The 16,954-nt window shown below is 68.6% G+C and carries 19 protein-coding genes, 1 tRNA gene and 1 pseudogene; 17 read left to right on the top strand and 4 right to left on the bottom strand.

Going from position 1 to position 16,954, the window contains the following annotated elements; all coding sequences use genetic code 11:
* Nucleotides 1-140 precede the first annotated feature (140 nt).
* From AWB92_RS23570 to AWB92_RS23550, 5 genes are read left to right on the top strand one after another with little or no spacing between them, the layout of a single operon-like run.
* Nucleotides 141-1,094 (top strand): ABC transporter substrate-binding protein, encoded by a 954-nt coding sequence (locus AWB92_RS23570; protein WP_085189958.1) that lies wholly within the window; start codon nucleotides 141-143, stop codon nucleotides 1,092-1,094.
* A complete protein-coding gene (locus AWB92_RS23565) occupies nucleotides 1,091-2,182 on the top strand; it encodes an ABC transporter ATP-binding protein (RefSeq protein WP_085189956.1) in 1,092 nt (363 codons plus the stop codon). Before AWB92_RS23570 ends, AWB92_RS23565 begins: the two co-directional genes overlap by 4 nt.
* A gap of 2 nt (nucleotides 2,183-2,184) precedes the next feature.
* Nucleotides 2,185-2,871: an ABC transporter permease gene (locus AWB92_RS23560; protein ID WP_068179942.1), complete on the top strand. Its 687-nt coding sequence runs from the start codon at nucleotides 2,185-2,187 to the stop codon at nucleotides 2,869-2,871.
* The gene (locus AWB92_RS23555; RefSeq protein ID WP_085189954.1) at nucleotides 2,868-3,614 is read left to right on the top strand and encodes an ABC transporter permease; all 747 of its coding nucleotides are present in this window, start codon (nucleotides 2,868-2,870) and stop codon (nucleotides 3,612-3,614) included. The genes AWB92_RS23560 and AWB92_RS23555 overlap by 4 nt, the downstream gene beginning before the upstream one ends.
* A 4-nt stretch (nucleotides 3,615-3,618) precedes the next feature.
* Entirely contained in the window at nucleotides 3,619-4,218 is a 600-nt protein-coding gene (locus AWB92_RS23550) for a putative glycolipid-binding domain-containing protein (RefSeq protein WP_068179931.1), read from the top strand.
* On the opposite strand, the gene AWB92_RS23545 is transcribed toward AWB92_RS23550, so the two are convergent.
* Nucleotides 4,181-5,119 (bottom strand): prephenate dehydrogenase, encoded by a 939-nt coding sequence (locus AWB92_RS23545; RefSeq protein WP_277622325.1) that lies wholly within the window; start codon nucleotides 5,117-5,119, stop codon nucleotides 4,181-4,183. The genes AWB92_RS23550 and AWB92_RS23545 overlap by 38 nt on opposite strands.
* A 114-nt stretch (nucleotides 5,120-5,233) precedes the next feature.
* Between AWB92_RS23545 and AWB92_RS23540 the strand changes: the two genes are divergently transcribed.
* From AWB92_RS23540 to AWB92_RS23525, 4 genes and pseudogenes are all read left to right on the top strand, one after another.
* Nucleotides 5,234-5,755, top strand: coding sequence for a tRNA adenosine deaminase-associated protein (locus AWB92_RS23540; RefSeq protein WP_068179924.1), 522 nt, complete (start codon nucleotides 5,234-5,236; stop codon nucleotides 5,753-5,755).
* A gap of 106 nt (nucleotides 5,756-5,861) precedes the next feature.
* Nucleotides 5,862-6,320, top strand: a complete 459-nt coding sequence (locus AWB92_RS23535) for a nucleoside deaminase (RefSeq protein WP_142282264.1) — start codon at nucleotides 5,862-5,864, stop codon at nucleotides 6,318-6,320.
* A gap of 125 nt (nucleotides 6,321-6,445) precedes the next feature.
* Nucleotides 6,446-6,535: transfer RNA gene (locus AWB92_RS23530), tRNA-Ser, on the top strand.
* A 151-nt stretch (nucleotides 6,536-6,686) separates the two neighbouring features.
* A pseudogene (locus tag AWB92_RS23525) lies at nucleotides 6,687-7,097 on the top strand (heat-shock protein HtpX); the annotation flags it as partial.
* Between the two features lie 25 nt (nucleotides 7,098-7,122).
* Here AWB92_RS23525 and AWB92_RS23520 read toward each other — a convergent pair.
* Entirely contained in the window at nucleotides 7,123-8,283 is a 1,161-nt protein-coding gene (locus AWB92_RS23520) for a cellulase family glycosylhydrolase (RefSeq protein ID WP_085189971.1), read from the bottom strand.
* 206 nt (nucleotides 8,284-8,489) lie between these two features.
* A complete protein-coding gene (locus AWB92_RS23515) occupies nucleotides 8,490-8,876 on the bottom strand; it encodes a hypothetical protein (protein WP_085189945.1) in 387 nt (128 codons plus the stop codon).
* A gap of 123 nt (nucleotides 8,877-8,999) precedes the next feature.
* Here AWB92_RS23515 and AWB92_RS23510 point away from each other — a divergent pair, with 123 nt between their 5' ends.
* The 7 genes from AWB92_RS23510 to AWB92_RS30125 all read left to right on the top strand — a co-directional run bounded on the left by AWB92_RS23510 (nucleotide 9,000) and on the right by AWB92_RS30125 (nucleotide 14,473).
* Complete coding sequence (locus AWB92_RS23510; protein WP_068100445.1) at nucleotides 9,000-9,386, top strand: DUF2237 domain-containing protein; 387 nt, start codon at nucleotides 9,000-9,002, stop codon at nucleotides 9,384-9,386.
* A gap of 7 nt (nucleotides 9,387-9,393) precedes the next feature.
* Complete coding sequence (locus tag AWB92_RS23505) at nucleotides 9,394-10,662, top strand: sulfotransferase (RefSeq protein WP_085189943.1); 1,269 nt, start codon at nucleotides 9,394-9,396, stop codon at nucleotides 10,660-10,662.
* Between the two features lie 14 nt (nucleotides 10,663-10,676).
* Nucleotides 10,677-11,915 (top strand): MBL fold metallo-hydrolase, encoded by a 1,239-nt coding sequence (locus AWB92_RS23500; protein ID WP_085189941.1) that lies wholly within the window; start codon nucleotides 10,677-10,679, stop codon nucleotides 11,913-11,915.
* On the top strand, nucleotides 11,912-12,661 hold the full coding sequence (locus AWB92_RS23495) for an SDR family oxidoreductase (RefSeq protein WP_085189939.1): 750 nt from the start codon (nucleotides 11,912-11,914) through the stop codon (nucleotides 12,659-12,661). The genes AWB92_RS23500 and AWB92_RS23495 overlap by 4 nt, the downstream gene beginning before the upstream one ends.
* Before the next feature lie 16 nt (nucleotides 12,662-12,677).
* A complete protein-coding gene (locus AWB92_RS23490; RefSeq protein WP_085189969.1) occupies nucleotides 12,678-13,157 on the top strand; it encodes a VOC family protein in 480 nt (159 codons plus the stop codon).
* A gap of 1 nt (nucleotide 13,158) precedes the next feature.
* Nucleotides 13,159-14,130, top strand: coding sequence for an LLM class flavin-dependent oxidoreductase (locus tag AWB92_RS23485; protein ID WP_085189937.1), 972 nt, complete (start codon nucleotides 13,159-13,161; stop codon nucleotides 14,128-14,130).
* A gap of 64 nt (nucleotides 14,131-14,194) precedes the next feature.
* Nucleotides 14,195-14,473: a hypothetical protein gene (locus tag AWB92_RS30125; RefSeq protein WP_193791424.1), complete on the top strand. Its 279-nt coding sequence runs from the start codon at nucleotides 14,195-14,197 to the stop codon at nucleotides 14,471-14,473.
* A 10-nt stretch (nucleotides 14,474-14,483) separates the two neighbouring features.
* Here the strand turns inward: AWB92_RS30125 and AWB92_RS23480 are convergent, their stop codons facing one another.
* The gene (locus tag AWB92_RS23480) at nucleotides 14,484-15,368 is read right to left on the bottom strand and encodes a PfkB family carbohydrate kinase (RefSeq protein ID WP_085189935.1); all 885 of its coding nucleotides are present in this window, start codon (nucleotides 15,366-15,368) and stop codon (nucleotides 14,484-14,486) included.
* A gap of 147 nt (nucleotides 15,369-15,515) precedes the next feature.
* Here AWB92_RS23480 and AWB92_RS23475 point away from each other — a divergent pair, with 147 nt between their 5' ends.
* The gene (locus tag AWB92_RS23475; RefSeq protein WP_142282266.1) at nucleotides 15,516-16,952 is read left to right on the top strand and encodes a hypothetical protein; all 1,437 of its coding nucleotides are present in this window, start codon (nucleotides 15,516-15,518) and stop codon (nucleotides 16,950-16,952) included.
* Nucleotides 16,953-16,954 lie beyond the last annotated feature (2 nt).

Raw genomic sequence — 16,954 nt, 5'->3', positions numbered from 1 at the left:
GGAGGCGGGGGAGGGGAGTCAGGGGTTTGGCCGCTCATAGTCTCATCTTTGTCCCATCCTGGGCAGATTGAAACAAATCCACCCAAACCGACGCCCGCGCCCGGCCGCGTCGCAGCGGTTCTGCCGTTAATGTCGGCGGTATGAGGATGCGGCTGCGCGCGCGCCGCGTGACTGTCCGGGCGGCAGCGTGGCTGGCGGCGGTAGGTCTGATCGCGGCGTGCAGCAATTCCGATCCGCTGGGCACGCAGATGCGCAGCCCGAAATCGATCGTGGTCGGCTCCGGCGACTTCCCCGAGTCGGAGATCGTCGCCGAGATCTACGCGGAAGCGTTGCAGGCCAACGGGTTCGAGGTCGGGCGGCGGATGGGGATCGGCAGCCGTGAGACGTATGTTCCTGCGCTGAAGGATCATTCCATCGACTTGGTGCCCGAATACATCGGGAACCTGCTGTTGTACTTCGCGCCCGACTCCACCGCGACCATGCTCGACGACGTCGAGCTGGAGCTATATAAGAAGCTCCCCGGTGACCTGTCGATCCTGACGCCGTCGCCGGCTTCGGACACCGACACGGTCACCGTCCCCAGCGGCACGGCCGGCGACTGGAACCTCAAAACGATCGGCGATCTGGCGGCGCACTCGCCGGATGTGCGCTTCGGGGCGCCCTCGGCGTTCGAGACGCGCCCGTCCGGGCTGCCGGGCCTGCGACAGAAGTACGGACTCAACATCGCCCCGGGCAACTTCGTCGCGATCAACGACGGCGGCGGCGCGGTGACCGTGCGCGCGTTGGTGGAGGGGAAGGTGACGGCCGCCAACATCTTCAGCACCTCACCGGCGATGCTGCAGAATCATCTGGTGGCGCTCGAGGACCCGCAGCACAACTTCCTGGCCGGCAACATTGTGCCGCTGGTGAATTCGCAGAAGAGGTCGGACCGCCTCAAGGACGTGCTGGACGCGGTGTCGGCGAAGCTGACGACCTCCGGTCTGGCCCACCTCAACGCCGCGGTGTCGGGCAACTCCGGCATCGATCCCGATCAGGCCGCGCGAAACTGGGTGCGCGACAACGACTTCAATCACCCGATCGGTCAACCGCGTTGATCGTCTTCGACAACGTCAGCAAGGTATTCGCCGACGGGACAACGGCCGTCGACCGGCTGAGCCTGGTGGTCCCCAACGGTGAATTGACGGTATTCGTAGGCTCTTCGGGCAGCGGCAAGACCACGGCGTTGCGGATGATCAACCGGATGATCGAGCCGACCTCCGGCCGGATAACCGTCAACGGGGCGGATGTGTCGACCGTCAACCCGGTGCGACTGCGCCTCGGGGTCGGCTACGTGATCCAGCACGCCGGCCTGATGCCCCATCAGCGCGTGATCGACAACGTCGCAACGGTTCCGGTGCTCAAGGGCCGGTCTCGCCGGGACGCCCGCAAGGCCGCCTACGAGGTGCTCGAGCGCGTCGGGTTGGACGCCAAGATCGCCACCCGCTACCCGGCGCAGCTCTCCGGCGGCGAACAACAACGCGTCGGTGTGGCGCGCGCGCTCGCGGCCGACCCGCCGATCCTGTTGATGGACGAGCCATTCTCCGCCGTCGACCCGGTGGTGCGCCACGAACTGCAGAACGAAATCCTGCGTCTGCAAAGCGAACTGCACAAGACCACCGTGTTCGTCACGCACGACATCGACGAGGCGCTGCGACTCGGCGAACGGATCGCGGTGTTCAGGGACGGCGTGCTGCAGCAGTACGACGAACCCGCGCACCTGCTGTCGCGTCCGGCTAACGAATTCGTCGCCCGGTTCATCGGTCTGGGCCGCGGGTATCGCTGGCTGCAGCTCATGGGCGCGGACGGGTTGCCGTTGCACGACATCGACCGGATCGCCGCGGCTAGCCTCCCCGAGGCGGGCCTCCCGGACGGCTGGGCGGTGGTGGTCGACGACGCCGGCATCCCGGTGGGCTGGATCGATGCCGAGGGCCTGCGCAAGCACCGCGCGGGCGCGTCGTTGTCCGACAGCATGGGCGGCGTCGGGTCGGTGTTGCGCCCGGACGGCAACCTCAGCCACGCCCTCGACGCGGCGCTGTCGTCGCCGTCGGGCCTGGGGGTCGCCGTCGACGACGGGGGCAAGCTGATCGGCGGCGTGCTGGCCGCCGACGTGCTTGCTGCGGTGGAAGCCCGGCGAAGGGCCTAGGCATGCACTACCTGCTCACCCACCTCGACGACGCCTGGGCCCTGACCGTGGTCCATCTGCGGCTGTCGCTGGTGCCGGTCGTGATCGGGTTGGCCATCGCGGTGCCGCTGGGTGTGCTGGTGCAGCGCGCGCCGATCGCTCGGCGGCTGACGACCGCCACCGCCAGCGTCGTGTTCACCGTCCCGTCGCTGGCGCTGTTCGTGGTGTTGCCGACGATCATCGGGACCCGGATCCTCGACGAGGCCAACGTCATGGTGGCGCTGACGGCCTACACCGCCGCGCTGCTGGTGCGGGCGGTGCTCGAGGCGCTGGACGCGGTGCCCGCCCAGGTGAGCGACGCGGCCACCGCCATCGGCTACCCCGCGATCAAGCGGATGCTGAAAGTCGAACTGCCGCTGTCCATTCCGGTGCTCGTCGCCGGGCTGCGCGTCGTGGTGGTGACCAACATCGCGATGGTCTCGGTGGGTTCGGTGATCGGCATCGGCGGCCTGGGCACCTGGTTCACCGAGGGCTACCAGACCGACAAGAGCGATCAGATCGTCGCCGGCATCATCGCGCTGTTCGTGCTCGCGATCGCCATCGACGCGCTCATCGTCCTGGCGGGCCGGCTGGCGACGCCGTGGGAGCGGGCCGGGCGCACGCCGCGTCGCCGGTCGGTGGTGGCCCCTGTCGTGGGCGGTGCGCGATGAACTTCGTGCAGCAGGCCCTGTCCTACCTCCTGACCGCCGACAACTGGACCGGCCCCGTCGGGCTGGCTTCGCGCATTCTCGAACACCTGGAGTACACCGCCATCGCGGTGGGCGCGTCGGCGTTGATCGCAGTCCCGGTCGGGCTCATCATCGGGCACACCGGGCGCGGCACGCTCCTGGTGGTCGGCGCCGTCAACGGCCTGCGCGCCCTGCCGACGCTGGGCGTGCTGCTGCTTGGGGTGCTGCTGTTCGGGCTCGGTTTGGGGCCGCCGCTGGTCGCGCTGATGTTGCTGGGCGTGCCGTCGCTGCTGGCCGGTGCCTATGCGGGCATCGCCAACGTCGAGCCGTCGGTCGTCGACGCCGCCCGCGCGATGGGCATGACGGAGGCCCAGGTGCTGCTGCGCGCGGAGATACCCAACGCGCTGCCGCTGATCCTGGGCGGCCTGCGCAACGCGACGCTGCAGGTGGTCGCCACCGCAACCGTCGCCGCCTACGCCAGCCTCGGCGGCCTGGGCCGATACCTGATCGACGGGATCAAGGAGCGCGAGTTCCACCTCGCGCTGGTCGGCGCGCTGATGGTGGCCGCATTGGCGCTGATCCTCGACGGCCTGTTGGCGCTCGCGGTGTGGGCGTCGGCGCCCGGTACCGGCCGGTTACGCGGGCGGGTACGCCGGCGCGACCACGTGACGCCGACCGCACTTGTCGACAAACGTGTCGCCGTCGGTGGACAAGTTTTACGGTAGAAGGGTGAACACGGCCCCCACCGACCCCGCGCGGCGCGTATGGCAGGCGATGTTGACCTGGCGCGCACAGGACATCTCGCGCATGGAATCGGTACGAATCCAGTTGTCCAACAAGCGGATGAGGGCTAACGGGCGCATCGTCGCCGCCGCCACCCCGACCAATCCGGCGTTCGGCGCCTACTACGACCTGCAGACCGACGAGACCGGCGCCACCAAGCGGCTCGGGTTGACCGTGACGTTGGCCGAGCGCGAACGCGTCCTCTCGATCGCCCGCGACGAGGAAAACATGTGGCTGATCACCGACCACCAGGGCGAGCGGCGCGCCGGATACAACGGCGCGCTCGACGTCGACGTGGTGTTCAGCCCGTTCTTCAACGCGCTGCCGATCCGGCGCCTCGCGCTGCACGAACGGGCCGACACGGTGACGCTGCCCATGGTTTACGTGAACGTGCCCGACATGAGCGTCACCGCGGCGACCGTCAGCTACACCAGCGAGGGCCGTCTCGACGGAATCAAGTTGCGCTCTCCCGTCGCCGACACCACCGTGAGCGTCGACGAGGACGGCTTCATTGTGGATTACCCAAGCTTGGCAGAGCGGATCTGATCACCCCGCCCGCCCGGCCCGCGGCGGCCAGCTCCTCGCGCCACTTCTCCTCGCCGATGACGACCGTGAAGATGTCGGAGCGCGGGAAGCTGTCGTAACGCGTCCGCGCGGCGTGGCCGGCGTCGATGAGGTCGGCCAGCGAATTGTGGCTGGCCAGCGAGTCGCGGGCGCGGACCAGCAACTCGATGACGTGGTCGACGGCCGGGAGCAGCTGCTCGGAGTTGCCCTCGCACATCGCCCGGACCAGGTCCGGGGCGGTGCCGGCGACCCGGGTGCCGTCGCGGAACGAGCCGGCCGCCAGCGCGAACGCCAGCGGCACCTCGCCCGCGGTGACCGCCAGCGCCTCGGCGAGCAGGTGCGGCAGGTGCGAGATGGCGGCCGCCGCGGCGTCGTGCTCGTCCGATTTGGCCGGTACCACCAGCGCCCCGCAGTCCAGCGCCAGCGTCATCACCATCGACCAGACCGCGGGGTTGACGTGGTCGTCGACGCTGATGACCCACGGGGCCCGGGTGAACAGCCCGGCGTATCCGGCGGCCCAGCCCGAGTCCGCGGTGCCCGTCATGGGGTGGCCGCCGACGAAGCGTTCCAGCAGACCGGCCGCGGTCACCTCTTTCAGCACCGCGCTCTTGACGCTGGTGACGTCGGTCAGCGGGCAATCGGGGGCCAGCTCGCTGATGTGGGCGAGCATGCCCGCCAAAGCCGGCATCGGCACGGCCACGACGATCAGCGCACCGGTGTCGGCGGCCCGCGTCAGGGTGTGGCTGAGATCGGTGCTGGCGTCGAAGCCGTCGGCGGTGGCCGCGTGCGCGCCCTCGACCGATCGGTTGTAGCCGAAGACGTCGCGGCCGGCCGCGGTCGCGGCCCGCATGATCGAGCCGCCGATCAGGCCCAGCCCCAGCACGCAAACCGGAGTCTTGGATACAGGGTGCGCCACCGTCTTAGGTTTGCACACTTTCGGCGGGCGGCGGTGTTCCGTCTGGTCAGTTGGGCTGGTCAGCGACTAGCGTAGGCGCCCATGGGAGCACAGCGCGCTCCAGCGCAAGGCCCGTCCGCGGACGCACCGGACGGCTTCGGCGTTGCCGTCGTGCGAGAAGAGGGCAAGTGGCGCTGTTATCCCATGGGCGCCAAGGCGCTGACGAGCCTTCAGACCGCCGAGACGGAGCTGCGTGAGCTGCGCAGCTCGGGCGCGGTGTTCGGGCTGCTCGACGTCGACGACGAGTTCTTCGTCATCGTGCGCCCGGGCCCGTCCGGGACTCGGCTGCTGCTCTCCGACGCCACCGCCGCGCTGGACTACGACATTGCCGCCGAGGTGCTCGACAACCTCGACGCCGACATCGACCCCGAAGACCTCGAGGACGCCGACCCCTTCGAGGAGGGCGACCTCGGGTTGCTGTCCGATGTCGGGCTGCCCGAGGCGGTGCTCGGCGTCATCCTCGACGAGACGGACCTGTACGCCGACGAGCAACTCGGCCGCATCGCCCGCGAGATGGGCTTTGCCGACCAGCTGTCGGCGGTGATCGACCGCTTGGGTCGGTGATCTCGAGCGCGGCCGTGGCGATCGCAAGCGCGGCGAAGCCGGGCGCAGCGGGTCGCCACCAATGAGGGAGCCGGGCGAAGCGGGTCGCCGCCATCAAGCCCGGTCGGTGAGTACTGACGAAGGCCTGATCCGTTCCGCACTGGAGGCCGCCGCGACGGCGGGGCCGCGCGACGTGCCGATCGGTGCGGTGGTCGTCGGCGCCGACGGGACCGAGCTCGCCCGGGCGGTGAATGCCCGTGAGGCCCTTGGCGATCCGACCGCCCACGCGGAAATCCTGGCGATGCGGGCTGCCGCCGGCGTGCTCGGCGACGGATGGCGGCTGGAGGGCGCCACGCTTGCGGTGACGGTCGAGCCCTGCACCATGTGCGCGGGCGCGCTGGTGCTGGCCCGCGTCGCGCGGCTGGTGTTCGGGGCGTGGGAGCCCAAGACGGGAGCCGTCGGGTCGCTGTGGGACGTCGTCCGCGACCGTCGGCTCAACCATCGCCCGGAGGTACGCGGCGGCGTGCTCGCGCGGGAGTGCGCCGCGCCGCTGGAGGCCTTCTTCGCCCGCCAGCGATTGGGGTGAGTTCCTGCGGCGTCGAGATTGCCGTGAGGGCTGTGATCTTGGCGCGAGCACAACCACGGCGGCGATCTCGGTGGCCAGAACCAGCGATTGGGGTGAGGGGCGGGGCGTTCGGTAAGCTGCCTGGCGGTGGCGTGTCCGAGCGGCCTAAGGAGCACGCCTCGAAAGCGTGTGACGGCTAAAACCGTCCGAGGGTTCAAATCCCTCCGCCACCGCCAAAGAATGAATAAGAACCGCAGGTAACGCGCCCGCTTAACGCCCCGGCGCTGCTTAGTGGGCGATGTTTGGGCACAAGATGGGCAAATTTCGGATCGAAAAATTTCATAGCTTCGCGGTGCGCAATCCACTCCCGGAGCCCCGCCGATGACGGAAAAACCCAGCGTCTTGTTCGTCTGCGTGCACAACACCGGCCGCTCTCAAATGGCCGCCGCGCTGCTCGCGCACCTCGCCGGAGACCGCATCGAAGTGCGCTCCGCCGGAACCGAACCCGCCTCGGTGATCAGCCCCGCCGCCGTCGCGGCGATGGCTGAAATCGGCATCGATATCACCGCCGCGGCCCCCAAACTCCTCACCCCCGGCGCCGTGCGGGCCGGCGACATCGTGATCACTATGGGCTGCGGCGACATCAGCCCTCACTTACCCGGAGTCACCTACCGTGACTGGGAACTGGCGGACCCGGAAGGCCAGCCCCCCGACATCGTTCGCGCCATCCGCGATGACATCGCCAAGCACGTCCGCGCACTGGTTGCCGAACTGCTTCCCCCGACAAACACCCCATGAGCCGCTCAGCGCGGTTCGGAGCGTCTCACGTGGGCCCGCCGCCGCCCAGGCTGCGTGCCGTCTGGAACTCGCTGTCGCGATAGGGCCGGCCGTCCGGTTGCAGCAGGTCGTGAAACCACACCTTCGGCGGGGCCGCGTAGGGGTGGTCCCACGAGTCCCACGGGAAGTACGTCTGGGTCTTCCCGGCGACCAGCCCCCAGTTGAACGCGCCGATGTTCCGGCGCTTCGCGATCGGCAGGATCGACTCGATGGTGCTGCCCTGGGGGCGGGCCATGTACTCCGTGCAGATGATCGGGCGCCCGTGCGGCGCGAGCTCGGCGACCCGCGACTCGAAGCCCGCGGGCTCGGCATACGAATGGAACGTGATCACGTCGGCGTTGCTCAGCTGGATGTCGCTGATGGCGTTGGCGCCCCCATGCTCGCCCTGGTCGGCGCCGCGCCACACGCCGCTCGTCAGCGGTTGACTGGGATCGACCGAACGGGCCCAACGGAACACCTGGGGGAGCAGCTCCGCGACCCGCTCCAGCTTGTCCTTCCGCTCGACCTTGGCGTACACCCGCGCGGGATTGTCCGGCTCGTTCCACAGGTCCCAACCCAAAATCCGGTTGTCGCTGCGGAATTGGGTCAACACGCTGGTCACGTAGTCGTGCAGGACCTGGGTGTAGCCGGGGTCACCGAGGCGTTCCGCGCCGGGGCTCTGCACCCACCCCGAGTTGTGCACGCCGGGCCGCGGCGCGCGCTGCGGGCCGAGTTTGGGGAACGGGTCCCAGCAGGAGTCGAAGAACACGAACAGCGGCCGGATGCCGTGGCTCGCCGCGACGCTGACGAACTGCGCGAGGCGGTTGTGAAAACCCCTCGCGTCCTGGGCCCACAGCTGGTCGTGCAGGAAAACCCGCACGCTGTTGAAACCGTAAGCCCGGGCCCAGCTCAGCTCGGTGTTGATGCGCCGCAGGTCGTAGGTGGCGGGCTGGAACATCTCGAGCTGATTGATGGCGTTCGACGTGATGTAGTTGGCGCCGACGAGCCATCCTTGCGCTTGATACCAGCGGTTGGCGCGGTCGGGCGACCATCGGGTGATCTCCCCGGAGGAGCGCGGCGCCGGGTCCGCGGAGGCGCGAGGTACGTGAGCCAGGGCCGTGCCCGCCGCCAGCAGCAATGGAAGCTTCAAGGCTGTACGACGATGCACCAAATGACGATAAATTTCCCGCGGCTCCGGGCCCGGCATTTGGCCAGCGCGTCGCGCCGGGTTCTCGGCGCCGCGGAAATTGTTATCTTGTTGTGACCTATGGGCATTCGCGCGCCCGGTCGCGGGTCACGGCGGGCCGGCCGCCCCGAGAGGACGGATTTCCCTGGTGTGCAAGGCCATTGCGCGTCAAGCGAAAATGGGCTTGCTCAAATGTCAAGGGACGGAGAAGTCCACCCGTCCACCACGAGCGGCAGCGAGACCGACGAATCGCCGCAACTGATCTCGATCGTCCAGCGGCCGTCAACCGGTAGCCGGGCCTCGATCTCGAAGAAGGCGAACCCCGGAAATTCCCCGAGGGCGGCCTCCGGCGCGTCGAACCATTTGTATTGCGGCGCGTCGAGCGTCGGGGGCTTGAGTTCCACGTCGACCCGTCGGTCGGAATCCTCGGTTCCGGACTGCGTCAGCACCACGAGGACAAACCGGGCATACCGGTCGGGCCCGACCGTAAACTTCGACAGCACGCCGCCCTGCACGTTGAGCTTGTTGTCGACGGTCGCGGCCGCTTCCGCCAGGAAAGCCCCGGAAAGTTTCACAGGCAGAACCTACCGCGCAGCCCGGCCGCTCGGGCGCCGAATGCCGGCGGCGGCAAAAAATCGCCGGGCGCGGATGGGCAAACTGACTATAAATTTCGCACCCCGGGGCGCGATACTAAACCGGTGCCCGATCGCAACGTGCTCGGCGGTCCGCTGGAACCGTGCGGTACCGACCCGCTTACCGGTTTCTACCGCGACGGCTGTTGCTCGACCGGCCAGGAAGACCTCGGTCGTCACACGATCTGCGCGGTGATGACGGCCGAATTCCTGGAACACCAGCGTTCTATCGGCAACGACTTGCTGACGCCGGTTCCCGAGCACCGGTTTCCCGGCCTGTTGCCCGGCGACCGCTGGTGCGTCACCGCCCTGAACTGGCTTCGGGCCCACAACGACGGGTGCGCCGCGCCGGTGGTGTTGGCGTCCACCCACGAGCGCACGCTCGAGGTGGTGCCGCTGGAGGCGCTGCAGGAACACAAGGTGGACGTTCCCGACGACCTGGCCAACCTGTAGAGCTCGCGTGGCTTCTGCGGTCGGCGACGTGGACGACATCGACTTCGATGACCTGACGGCGCCCCGGCTGACCGACGTCCAGCGTCAGATCCTCGAATTCACCGAGGCAAGGCGCGTCGACTTCGATGCCGAGCGGATGCTCGCCGAAGCGGTCCGGCAAGCCGGGGCCGACGACCTGGACGACATCGACGGGTTCAAAGACCGGCTGGCCGTGCACGTCGCGGCCATCGAAGCGGACGAAGGCCTGACCCAGCTCACCCGATCGTCGCTGCGGCAACGCGTGGTTCGCCTGCTGCGCAACCGGCTGTCGCTGACCGAACTCATCAAGCGGTATCCGGAAATCGAATCGATCCCCGTCGAGAAGCCCTTCATCGTGGTCGGGATGCCGCGATCCGGAACCACGCACCTGGTCAACCTCATCGCGGCCGACCCGCGCCGGCGCGCGCTGCCCTACTGGGAGAGTCAGGAACCCATACCCGCGCGCGGCGAAGGCCCCGATATTTCCGGCGTCGATCCCCGGTACGCGCGGGCCAAGGCCGAGCACGACGCGCTCATGGCCAGCGCCCCGGTGGTGGCCGCCATGCACGATCGCTTTCCCGAGGCGATCGAGGAGGAGGTTGAACTCCTCGACCTCGACCTGGCCGCCTACGTCCTGGAATGGCATGCGCGCGTGCCGGATTGGCGCGACTATTACCTGGGGCTGGATCAGACCCGGCACTACGCGTACCTGAAGAAGGTCCTGCAGGCGCTGACCTTCCTGCGTGGTCCGCGGACCTGGGTGCTGAAGAGCCCGCAGCACTGCGAGCAGCTCGGCCCCTTGATGGCGACCTTCCCCGACGCGACCGTGGCTTTCACCCACCGCGATCCCGTCGCCGTGGTCCAGTCGGCCATCACGATGATGGCCTATTCGGATCGGCTGCGCCGGACCACCATCGACCCCGAATGGCTGCTGGACTACTGGAGCGACCGCGTGCAGCGCCTGCTCGGCGCGTGCGTGCGCGACCGCGACCTCGTTCCGGCCGAACGCAGTATCGACATCGGCTTCCACCACCTCAACGGCAACGAAATGGTGCTGCTGGAGCAGCTTTACCAGCGCGGGGGAGTCGAGCTGACGCCCAAGGTGCGCGGCCGTTTCCAGAACTACCTGGACCGCAATCCGCGGGGCAAGCACGGTCGCGTCCGCTACGCGCTGCAACGGCACTTCGGCATCTCGCCCGACGAACTGCGCGGGCGCTTCGAGTTCTATTTCACCCGATTCGACGTCCGGCCCGAATGAAGGAGTCAACAGCGATGTTCGAGCCGATCTATCGCGAAAGGCCCGGCGCCGACGGCCTGCGCCCGGCTGCCGCCGAAAAGGCCGAGCAGATAGCCCCGGGACTGTGGTGCTCGCCGGGGCTGTCGAACGCCTACCTGCTGACCACCGGCGAGGGCCGGGTCATCGTCAACACCGGCATGGGCTTCGAGGGGCCGGTCCACCGCGCCAACTTCGACGCCGTCGACCCCTCGCCGGTGCGCTACATCATCTTCACCCAGGGCCACGTCGACCACGTCGGCGGCCTGGACAGCGTGCGCGACCCCGACACAACCGTTGTCGCGCAAGCGAACTGGACGGCGTGGCGCGACGACAACGAAAGGCTGATCCCGTACCGCGCCGCCCGCAGCGCGTTCGCCTTCAAGGACACGCTGGCGTCGGGAATCCAGGACATCCAGCGTCGGCTCGGCACGAAGCGGCTGCCCGCCCAGAGTGTTCCCACCGTCGATCTCGACTTCGAGGACACCCTGACCCTGGAGCTCGGCGGCCGGCGCATGGAGTTGATAGCCGTGCCCGGCGGCGAGACCACGGACTCGCTGGTGGTGTGGCTGCCGGACGAGCGGATCTGCCTGTGCGGAAACACCTTCGGTCCGATATTCGGCCACATCCCCAACCTCGTCACCATGCGCGGCGACCGGTACCGCGACGCCCTGACCGCCATCGCGTCGGTCGAGCGGGTCCGCGATCTCGAACCCGAACTCCTGGTGACCGGTCATTTCGAACCGATCGTGGGGCGGGAGCGCATCAACGCCGAATTGACCCGCCTGCGCGACGCGATCCGGTATGTCCACGACCAGACCGTCGCCGGGATGAACGCGGGCAAGGACGTCCGCACCCTGATGCGCGAGATCACCCTGCCCCCGGAATACGAAGTGGGCCAAGGCTACGGGAAGGTCGACTGGGATGTGCGCGCCGTGTGGGAGAACTACTCGGGTTGGTTCCACCACCGATCGACCACCGAACTGTATCCGGTCGGTTTCGAGGCTGTCGCCGCCGACGTGGTCGAGCTGGCCGGCGCCGACGCGCTGGTGGACAGGGCGCGGGCGCACCTCGAGGCGGGGCGGCCACTGCACGCCATCCACCTGGCCGAGCTGGTTCCCCGCGACCACCCCGGGGCCCGCGACGTGTTGAACGGTGCGCATGAGACGCTGCTGGCCGACAGCACGAACTTCTGGGAAAGTGCTTGGCTCAGAAACCAACTAGCGAGGAACGCATGACGGCGCGAGTCAGCTTCGACTTCACCGGGACGACCGTCTTGGTCACCGGCGGCACCAGCGGGATCGGCCATGCCACCGCAACGCTGTTCCGGGACGCCGGAGCCGACGTCACCATCACCGGAACCAAACCCGCGGCCGCGGACTACGACACCGACCTGTCGGGCATGGCCTATCGACAGTTGCGCATCACCGACCCCGAATCGGTGGACGCGTTGGCGCAGGCGTTCGCGGGCCTCGACGTCCTGGTGAACAACGCCGGCGCGAATTTCCCCGGCGGACTTGACGAGTCGAAACCCGACGGTTTCGACGCGTCGGTCGCGCTCAATCTGATCGGTCCCTACCGTCTCACCGTCGCGTTGTATCCGGCGCTGAAGTCGTCGACCGCGGCAGGCGGAGCCAGCGTGGTCAACGTCGCGTCGATGTCGGCGCTGCGCGCCGTCCCACTGGTCCCCGGCTACGGCGCCGCGAAGGCCGGCGTCGTCTGCATCACGCGCAACCTCGCGGTGAAGTGGGCGCGCAAGGGAATCCGGGTGAACGCGGTGGCGCCGGGCACGATCGACACCCCGATGACCGCGCCCATGCACGGCGCGGCCGAGCTGGTCGAATCCGAGCTGGCCCACATCCCGTTGCGCCGCTTCGGATCGGTCGGGGAAATCGCGCCGACGGTGGCCTTCCTGTGCACGGAGCAAAGCAGCTACACGAGCGGCGCGCTCTTCGTCGTCGACGGCGCGTCGGACTGTGTCTGAAAGCAAGGAATTCACAATGACATTCGCTTTGCACCCGCAGGACTTCTACCACACCGGCGTCGTGGTGCCCGACCTCGGCGCGGCGATGGCCAGGCTGAGCGCGCTGGCCGGCTACCGGTGGATCAACCCGATGAGCTATACGCTGCCTTTTCGCACCGCCTCCGGCGTCCGCGAATTGACGTCGACGATCGTCTACTCCCTGCAGAGCCCCCACGTCGAACTGGTGCAGGAGGTTCCCGGCAGCCCGTGGACGGCGGCGCCGGGTAACGCCGTCCATCACCTCGGCTACTTCAGCGATGATTTGGCCGAGAGCGCGCGGGCGTTGCAGGCCAACGGCTTCACTCTCGAGATGACCGCCGACACGCCCGGCTCCGAACTTTCGCTGTTCGCCTACTTCAAGGACGCCTCGGGCACCCGCATCGAGATCGTCGACCGCGCGCTTTTCCCCGATTTCCCCGCCTTCCTGCAGTCGATGGCGGGGCAGGAGGAGGCATGACGTGCTGCTGAGCGTGCTGCGCTTCAATTTCGCGTCGCCGCAGGGTGATCCGCGTACCCAGAGCGCACTGCTCCGCGCCGCGCTAGAGCTGGCGCAGTGGGGCGAGTCGCACGGCATCACCTCGATCAGTGTCGACGAGCACCACACGACCGGGCACGGGTGGAGCTGCAACCCGATCATGGCCGCGTCGATGTTCCTGGCCCGAACCACGACGCTGATCGCCAGCGTCGACTGCGCGCTGGGGCCGCTGTGGAATCCGGTCCGGCTCGCCGAAGACATCGCGCTCGTCGACAACATGAGCCGCGGCCGGCTGCTGACGACGGTGGGCCTGGGCTATCGCACGCTCGAATACGATTCGCTCGGAATCGATTTCGGCCGCCGCGGCGAGCTGATGGACGGCCTGGTCGAGCGGATGCTGTCGGTGTGGTCCGGCGCCGGCGCGGACGCGGGAGTCTGCACCGGCACCTGGACCCGGCCGCACCCGCCGTTGTTCGTCGGCGGGGGTTCGCGCGCGACGGCGCGGCGCGCCGCACGTTTTCGGCTCCCGCTCAGCCTCGCTGACCACCTGCCCGACATCGCCGCCTACTACCGCGAGCTTTGTTCCGAGGTCGGCCTCAAGCCGCTCGTCGTGATGCCCGCCGCGATCAACCGCGGGATGATCTTCCTGCACGAGGACCCCGATCGCGCGTGGGCGGAGCTCGGAGATCACATCCTTTGGGAGGCAGTCACTTACGGCGGCTGGTCACACGAGCAACGTTCGCTCATGCACCTGCCCGGCGTGCGGACCCTGGACGAGGTCAGGGCGTCGGGACGATACCGGTTCCTCACGCCCGATGAGCTGATCGCCGAGGTGCGTGACGCCGAGGACTTTGGGCCGCTCGTCATGCACCCCCTGGTGGGCGGCATGCCCGTCGACGAGGCGTGGAAGTCGGTCCAGCTGCTCACCGACAAGGTCCTGCCCGCGCTCAGCTGATTGCGCACCCGAATAAGGGGTATGGCCCTTCCGTCGGAACTGAGATCACAAGGATGGGGAACCCGTGAAATCTGCAGCTAGCAGGGGAGTCGCACTCTTCGGTGGTGTCGTGATGGTCGTCTTCGGAGTCGCCTTGGGTGGCACCGTCAACGCATCCGCGACCAACGCGCCCGCGGCGCCTCCGACTTCGTCCAGCCCCGCGCCGCCGCCCCCACCGTCGTCGGCGCCCTCTTACGGCGGCGGCTCCGGCAGCGTGCCCCCGGCCGGGGGAGGCGCGGGCGGAGGCGCTGGTGGCGGAGCGGGCGGCGGCGCTGGAGGTGGCGCCGGGGGCGGTGGCGGCTAGGCCGCCGCCCTCACAAAGCGAGCCCGGTCAGGTCGGGCCGTCCGCCGAGGCGCTGCACCGTCGAACTGGCGGCCGCCGCCGCGCGCCGGCCCGCCTGGCGCGGCCCGGCACCGTCGCGCAGGGCGGCGATGAGCCCGGCCACGAAGGCGTCTCCGGCGCCGGTGGGATCGACCACCTTCACGTCGGCGAACTCGAACAGCTCGCGGTCGGCCTGCCATGCCAGTAGGTCGCCGACGTCCGGGACGGCGAGCGCCACCAGCCCGGGGCCGCGCGTCAACAAGTCGTCGGCCAACGCCGCCGCTTGCTGCACGGTGGTGACCTCCGTGCCGGCGATCAGGGCGGCTTCGGTCGAATCGGCACGCAGCACGTCGACCATGGCGAGGAGGTCTTCGCGGACATCGCGTGCCGGCACACCGTCCGCGACCACCCGCAGTCCTCGCTGCCGCGCCCGTCGCGCCGCCGCCAGCGCCGTGTCGGGCGGCTGCTGCAGCTGAATGGAGACGGTGTCGGCGTCCTCCCATAAGGAGGCGCTCCGGTCGAGGTCGGCCACGCGGACCAGGGAGCTTTCCGGCACGTCTTCCAGCAGTATGCGTTCCGCCGGCCGGCCGACGATGTCGATCAGCAACGCCGTGGTGCCCCGCCGCACGACGCCGTCGACGCCGATGCCGTCACGCCGCGCCTGTCTTAATACCGAGGCGCCCGCCGGATCGTCGCCCACCACGCCGATGAGCGCGACCGGCGCGCCGAGCTGAGCCAGACCGACCGCCTGATTGGCGCCCTTGCCGCCAAGTAGTTCGTCGCGGTGCAGGACGGTGGTGGCCTCGCTCGCCGACGGCGGCCCGTCCGTACGCAACACCAGATCGCGTCCGATTTGGCCGATCACCACAACGCTCATGAGAAGACTGTGCCCATTCAGCTCGCCGCGAATCGCCGGGCGGCGAGGTGTCACCGTGTGGTTCGATCAGCACAGGACGAGGTCAGGAGAAAAGTGACTCGACGATTCGGCCGGATCTTTGTGATCCCGTTCATCTGGGCGTTGGCGATGCTGCTCGCGCCGTCGGCGTGGGCCGACGCCTACACCGACCAGGTGGTGGGCAGGTTCAATGCGCAGACGCACGTGGTTGCCGACCCGGCGGGCAGGCCGCCCCTGCAGAACCCGGACAGGGTCAACGACCAGATCCTGACCACTCGATGGGCGTGGAGCTCGACACCCCGGCTCTGGGTTGCCGCGGTGGCCCCTGACCAGACCGGGGTGACGACGGCGGATGCCATTCACAACGTCATCCTGGGGCGCGATCCCGGGTTCAGCGGCGTCATCCTGGTGATCGACGCCAGGGGCTACCACGTGCGGGCCTACAACGTGCCGCGGGAGGTCGCGGACAGCGTGAACTCGTTGTTGGATCAGTCAGCCCGGGCCCACCGCAACGATCCCTACGGCGCGACCAGTGAATTCGTCAGCAAGCTGGCCGGTGTGAACGTCGCGTCGGGCGGGCCGGTGACCACCTCCCCGGTCGGCACCGCGAAGCACACCAGTTGGACTTGGCTGTGGGTGCTGTTGATCTTCGTCGGCGTGGTGCTGGCGATCTGGTTCGCGGTGGGCCGAAACCGCAAGCGCCGCAAGGACGCCGAGGCGCGCGAGCGGATCAAGGAACAGTTGATCGCCGCCGAATCCGAGGCCGCCGACCTCGATAGCGCGGTGATGACCAATGCCGACGTGGACGTCAGCGCCGAGTCGTTGAAGGCGAACGCCAGCCTGTCCGACGCCCGCAAGGCGTACCAGGCGGGTGATTACACCGCGGCGCGTGCGCACCTGCGTGCCGTCCAGTCCACCGTCGACAAGGCCAATCGCAAGCTGAACCCGGCGGCAATCCCCAATGTGAACGCCGTGACCTCAGTGCCGCCCGGCGAGCGCAAGCAGGCCACGGTGCAGGCGAGGAACCCGGACACCGGGCAGATCGTGACGATCAACAACAACAACTACAGCACCACCCCGCAGCCGGGCTACGCGAACTACTACCCCGGCGGCTATCACAACGGAATGTTCTTCTACCCCGGCTACTACCCGTACGCGTTCTGGGGTCCCGGCTGGGGTTGGGCCATCGCCGACGTGCTGCTGATCGATGCACTGCTGGACGACCACTGGGGCGGCAGCTACGACCGCGGGTTCGAGGACGGGCGGGATTCGGCCTTCGCTAATTCGGGCTACGACGGTTACCAGGGCGGCGGCTACGACAGCGGCTACGACAGCCAGCAGGGCGACGTCGGCTTCGACGGGAACTACCAGTACTCGGGTGGTGGCGACACCGGCTTCGGCGCCGACTCGTACTCCGGCGGCGGCGACGTCGGTTTCGGCGGATTCGATTCGGGTGGCGGTTGGGACTCCGGCGGGGGCTTCGACTCCGGTGGGGGCTTTGACTCCGGTGGGGGCTTTGACTCCGGTGGGGGCTTTGACTCCGGTGGGGGAAACGACAGCTTCTGACC

This window comes from Mycobacterium sp. IEC1808 (assembly GCF_002101935.1).
Lineage (GTDB): Bacteria > Actinomycetota > Actinomycetes > Mycobacteriales > Mycobacteriaceae > Mycobacterium.
The sequence above is the reverse complement of the archived record's forward strand: the minus strand, read 5'-3'. Positions and strand labels throughout refer to the sequence as shown.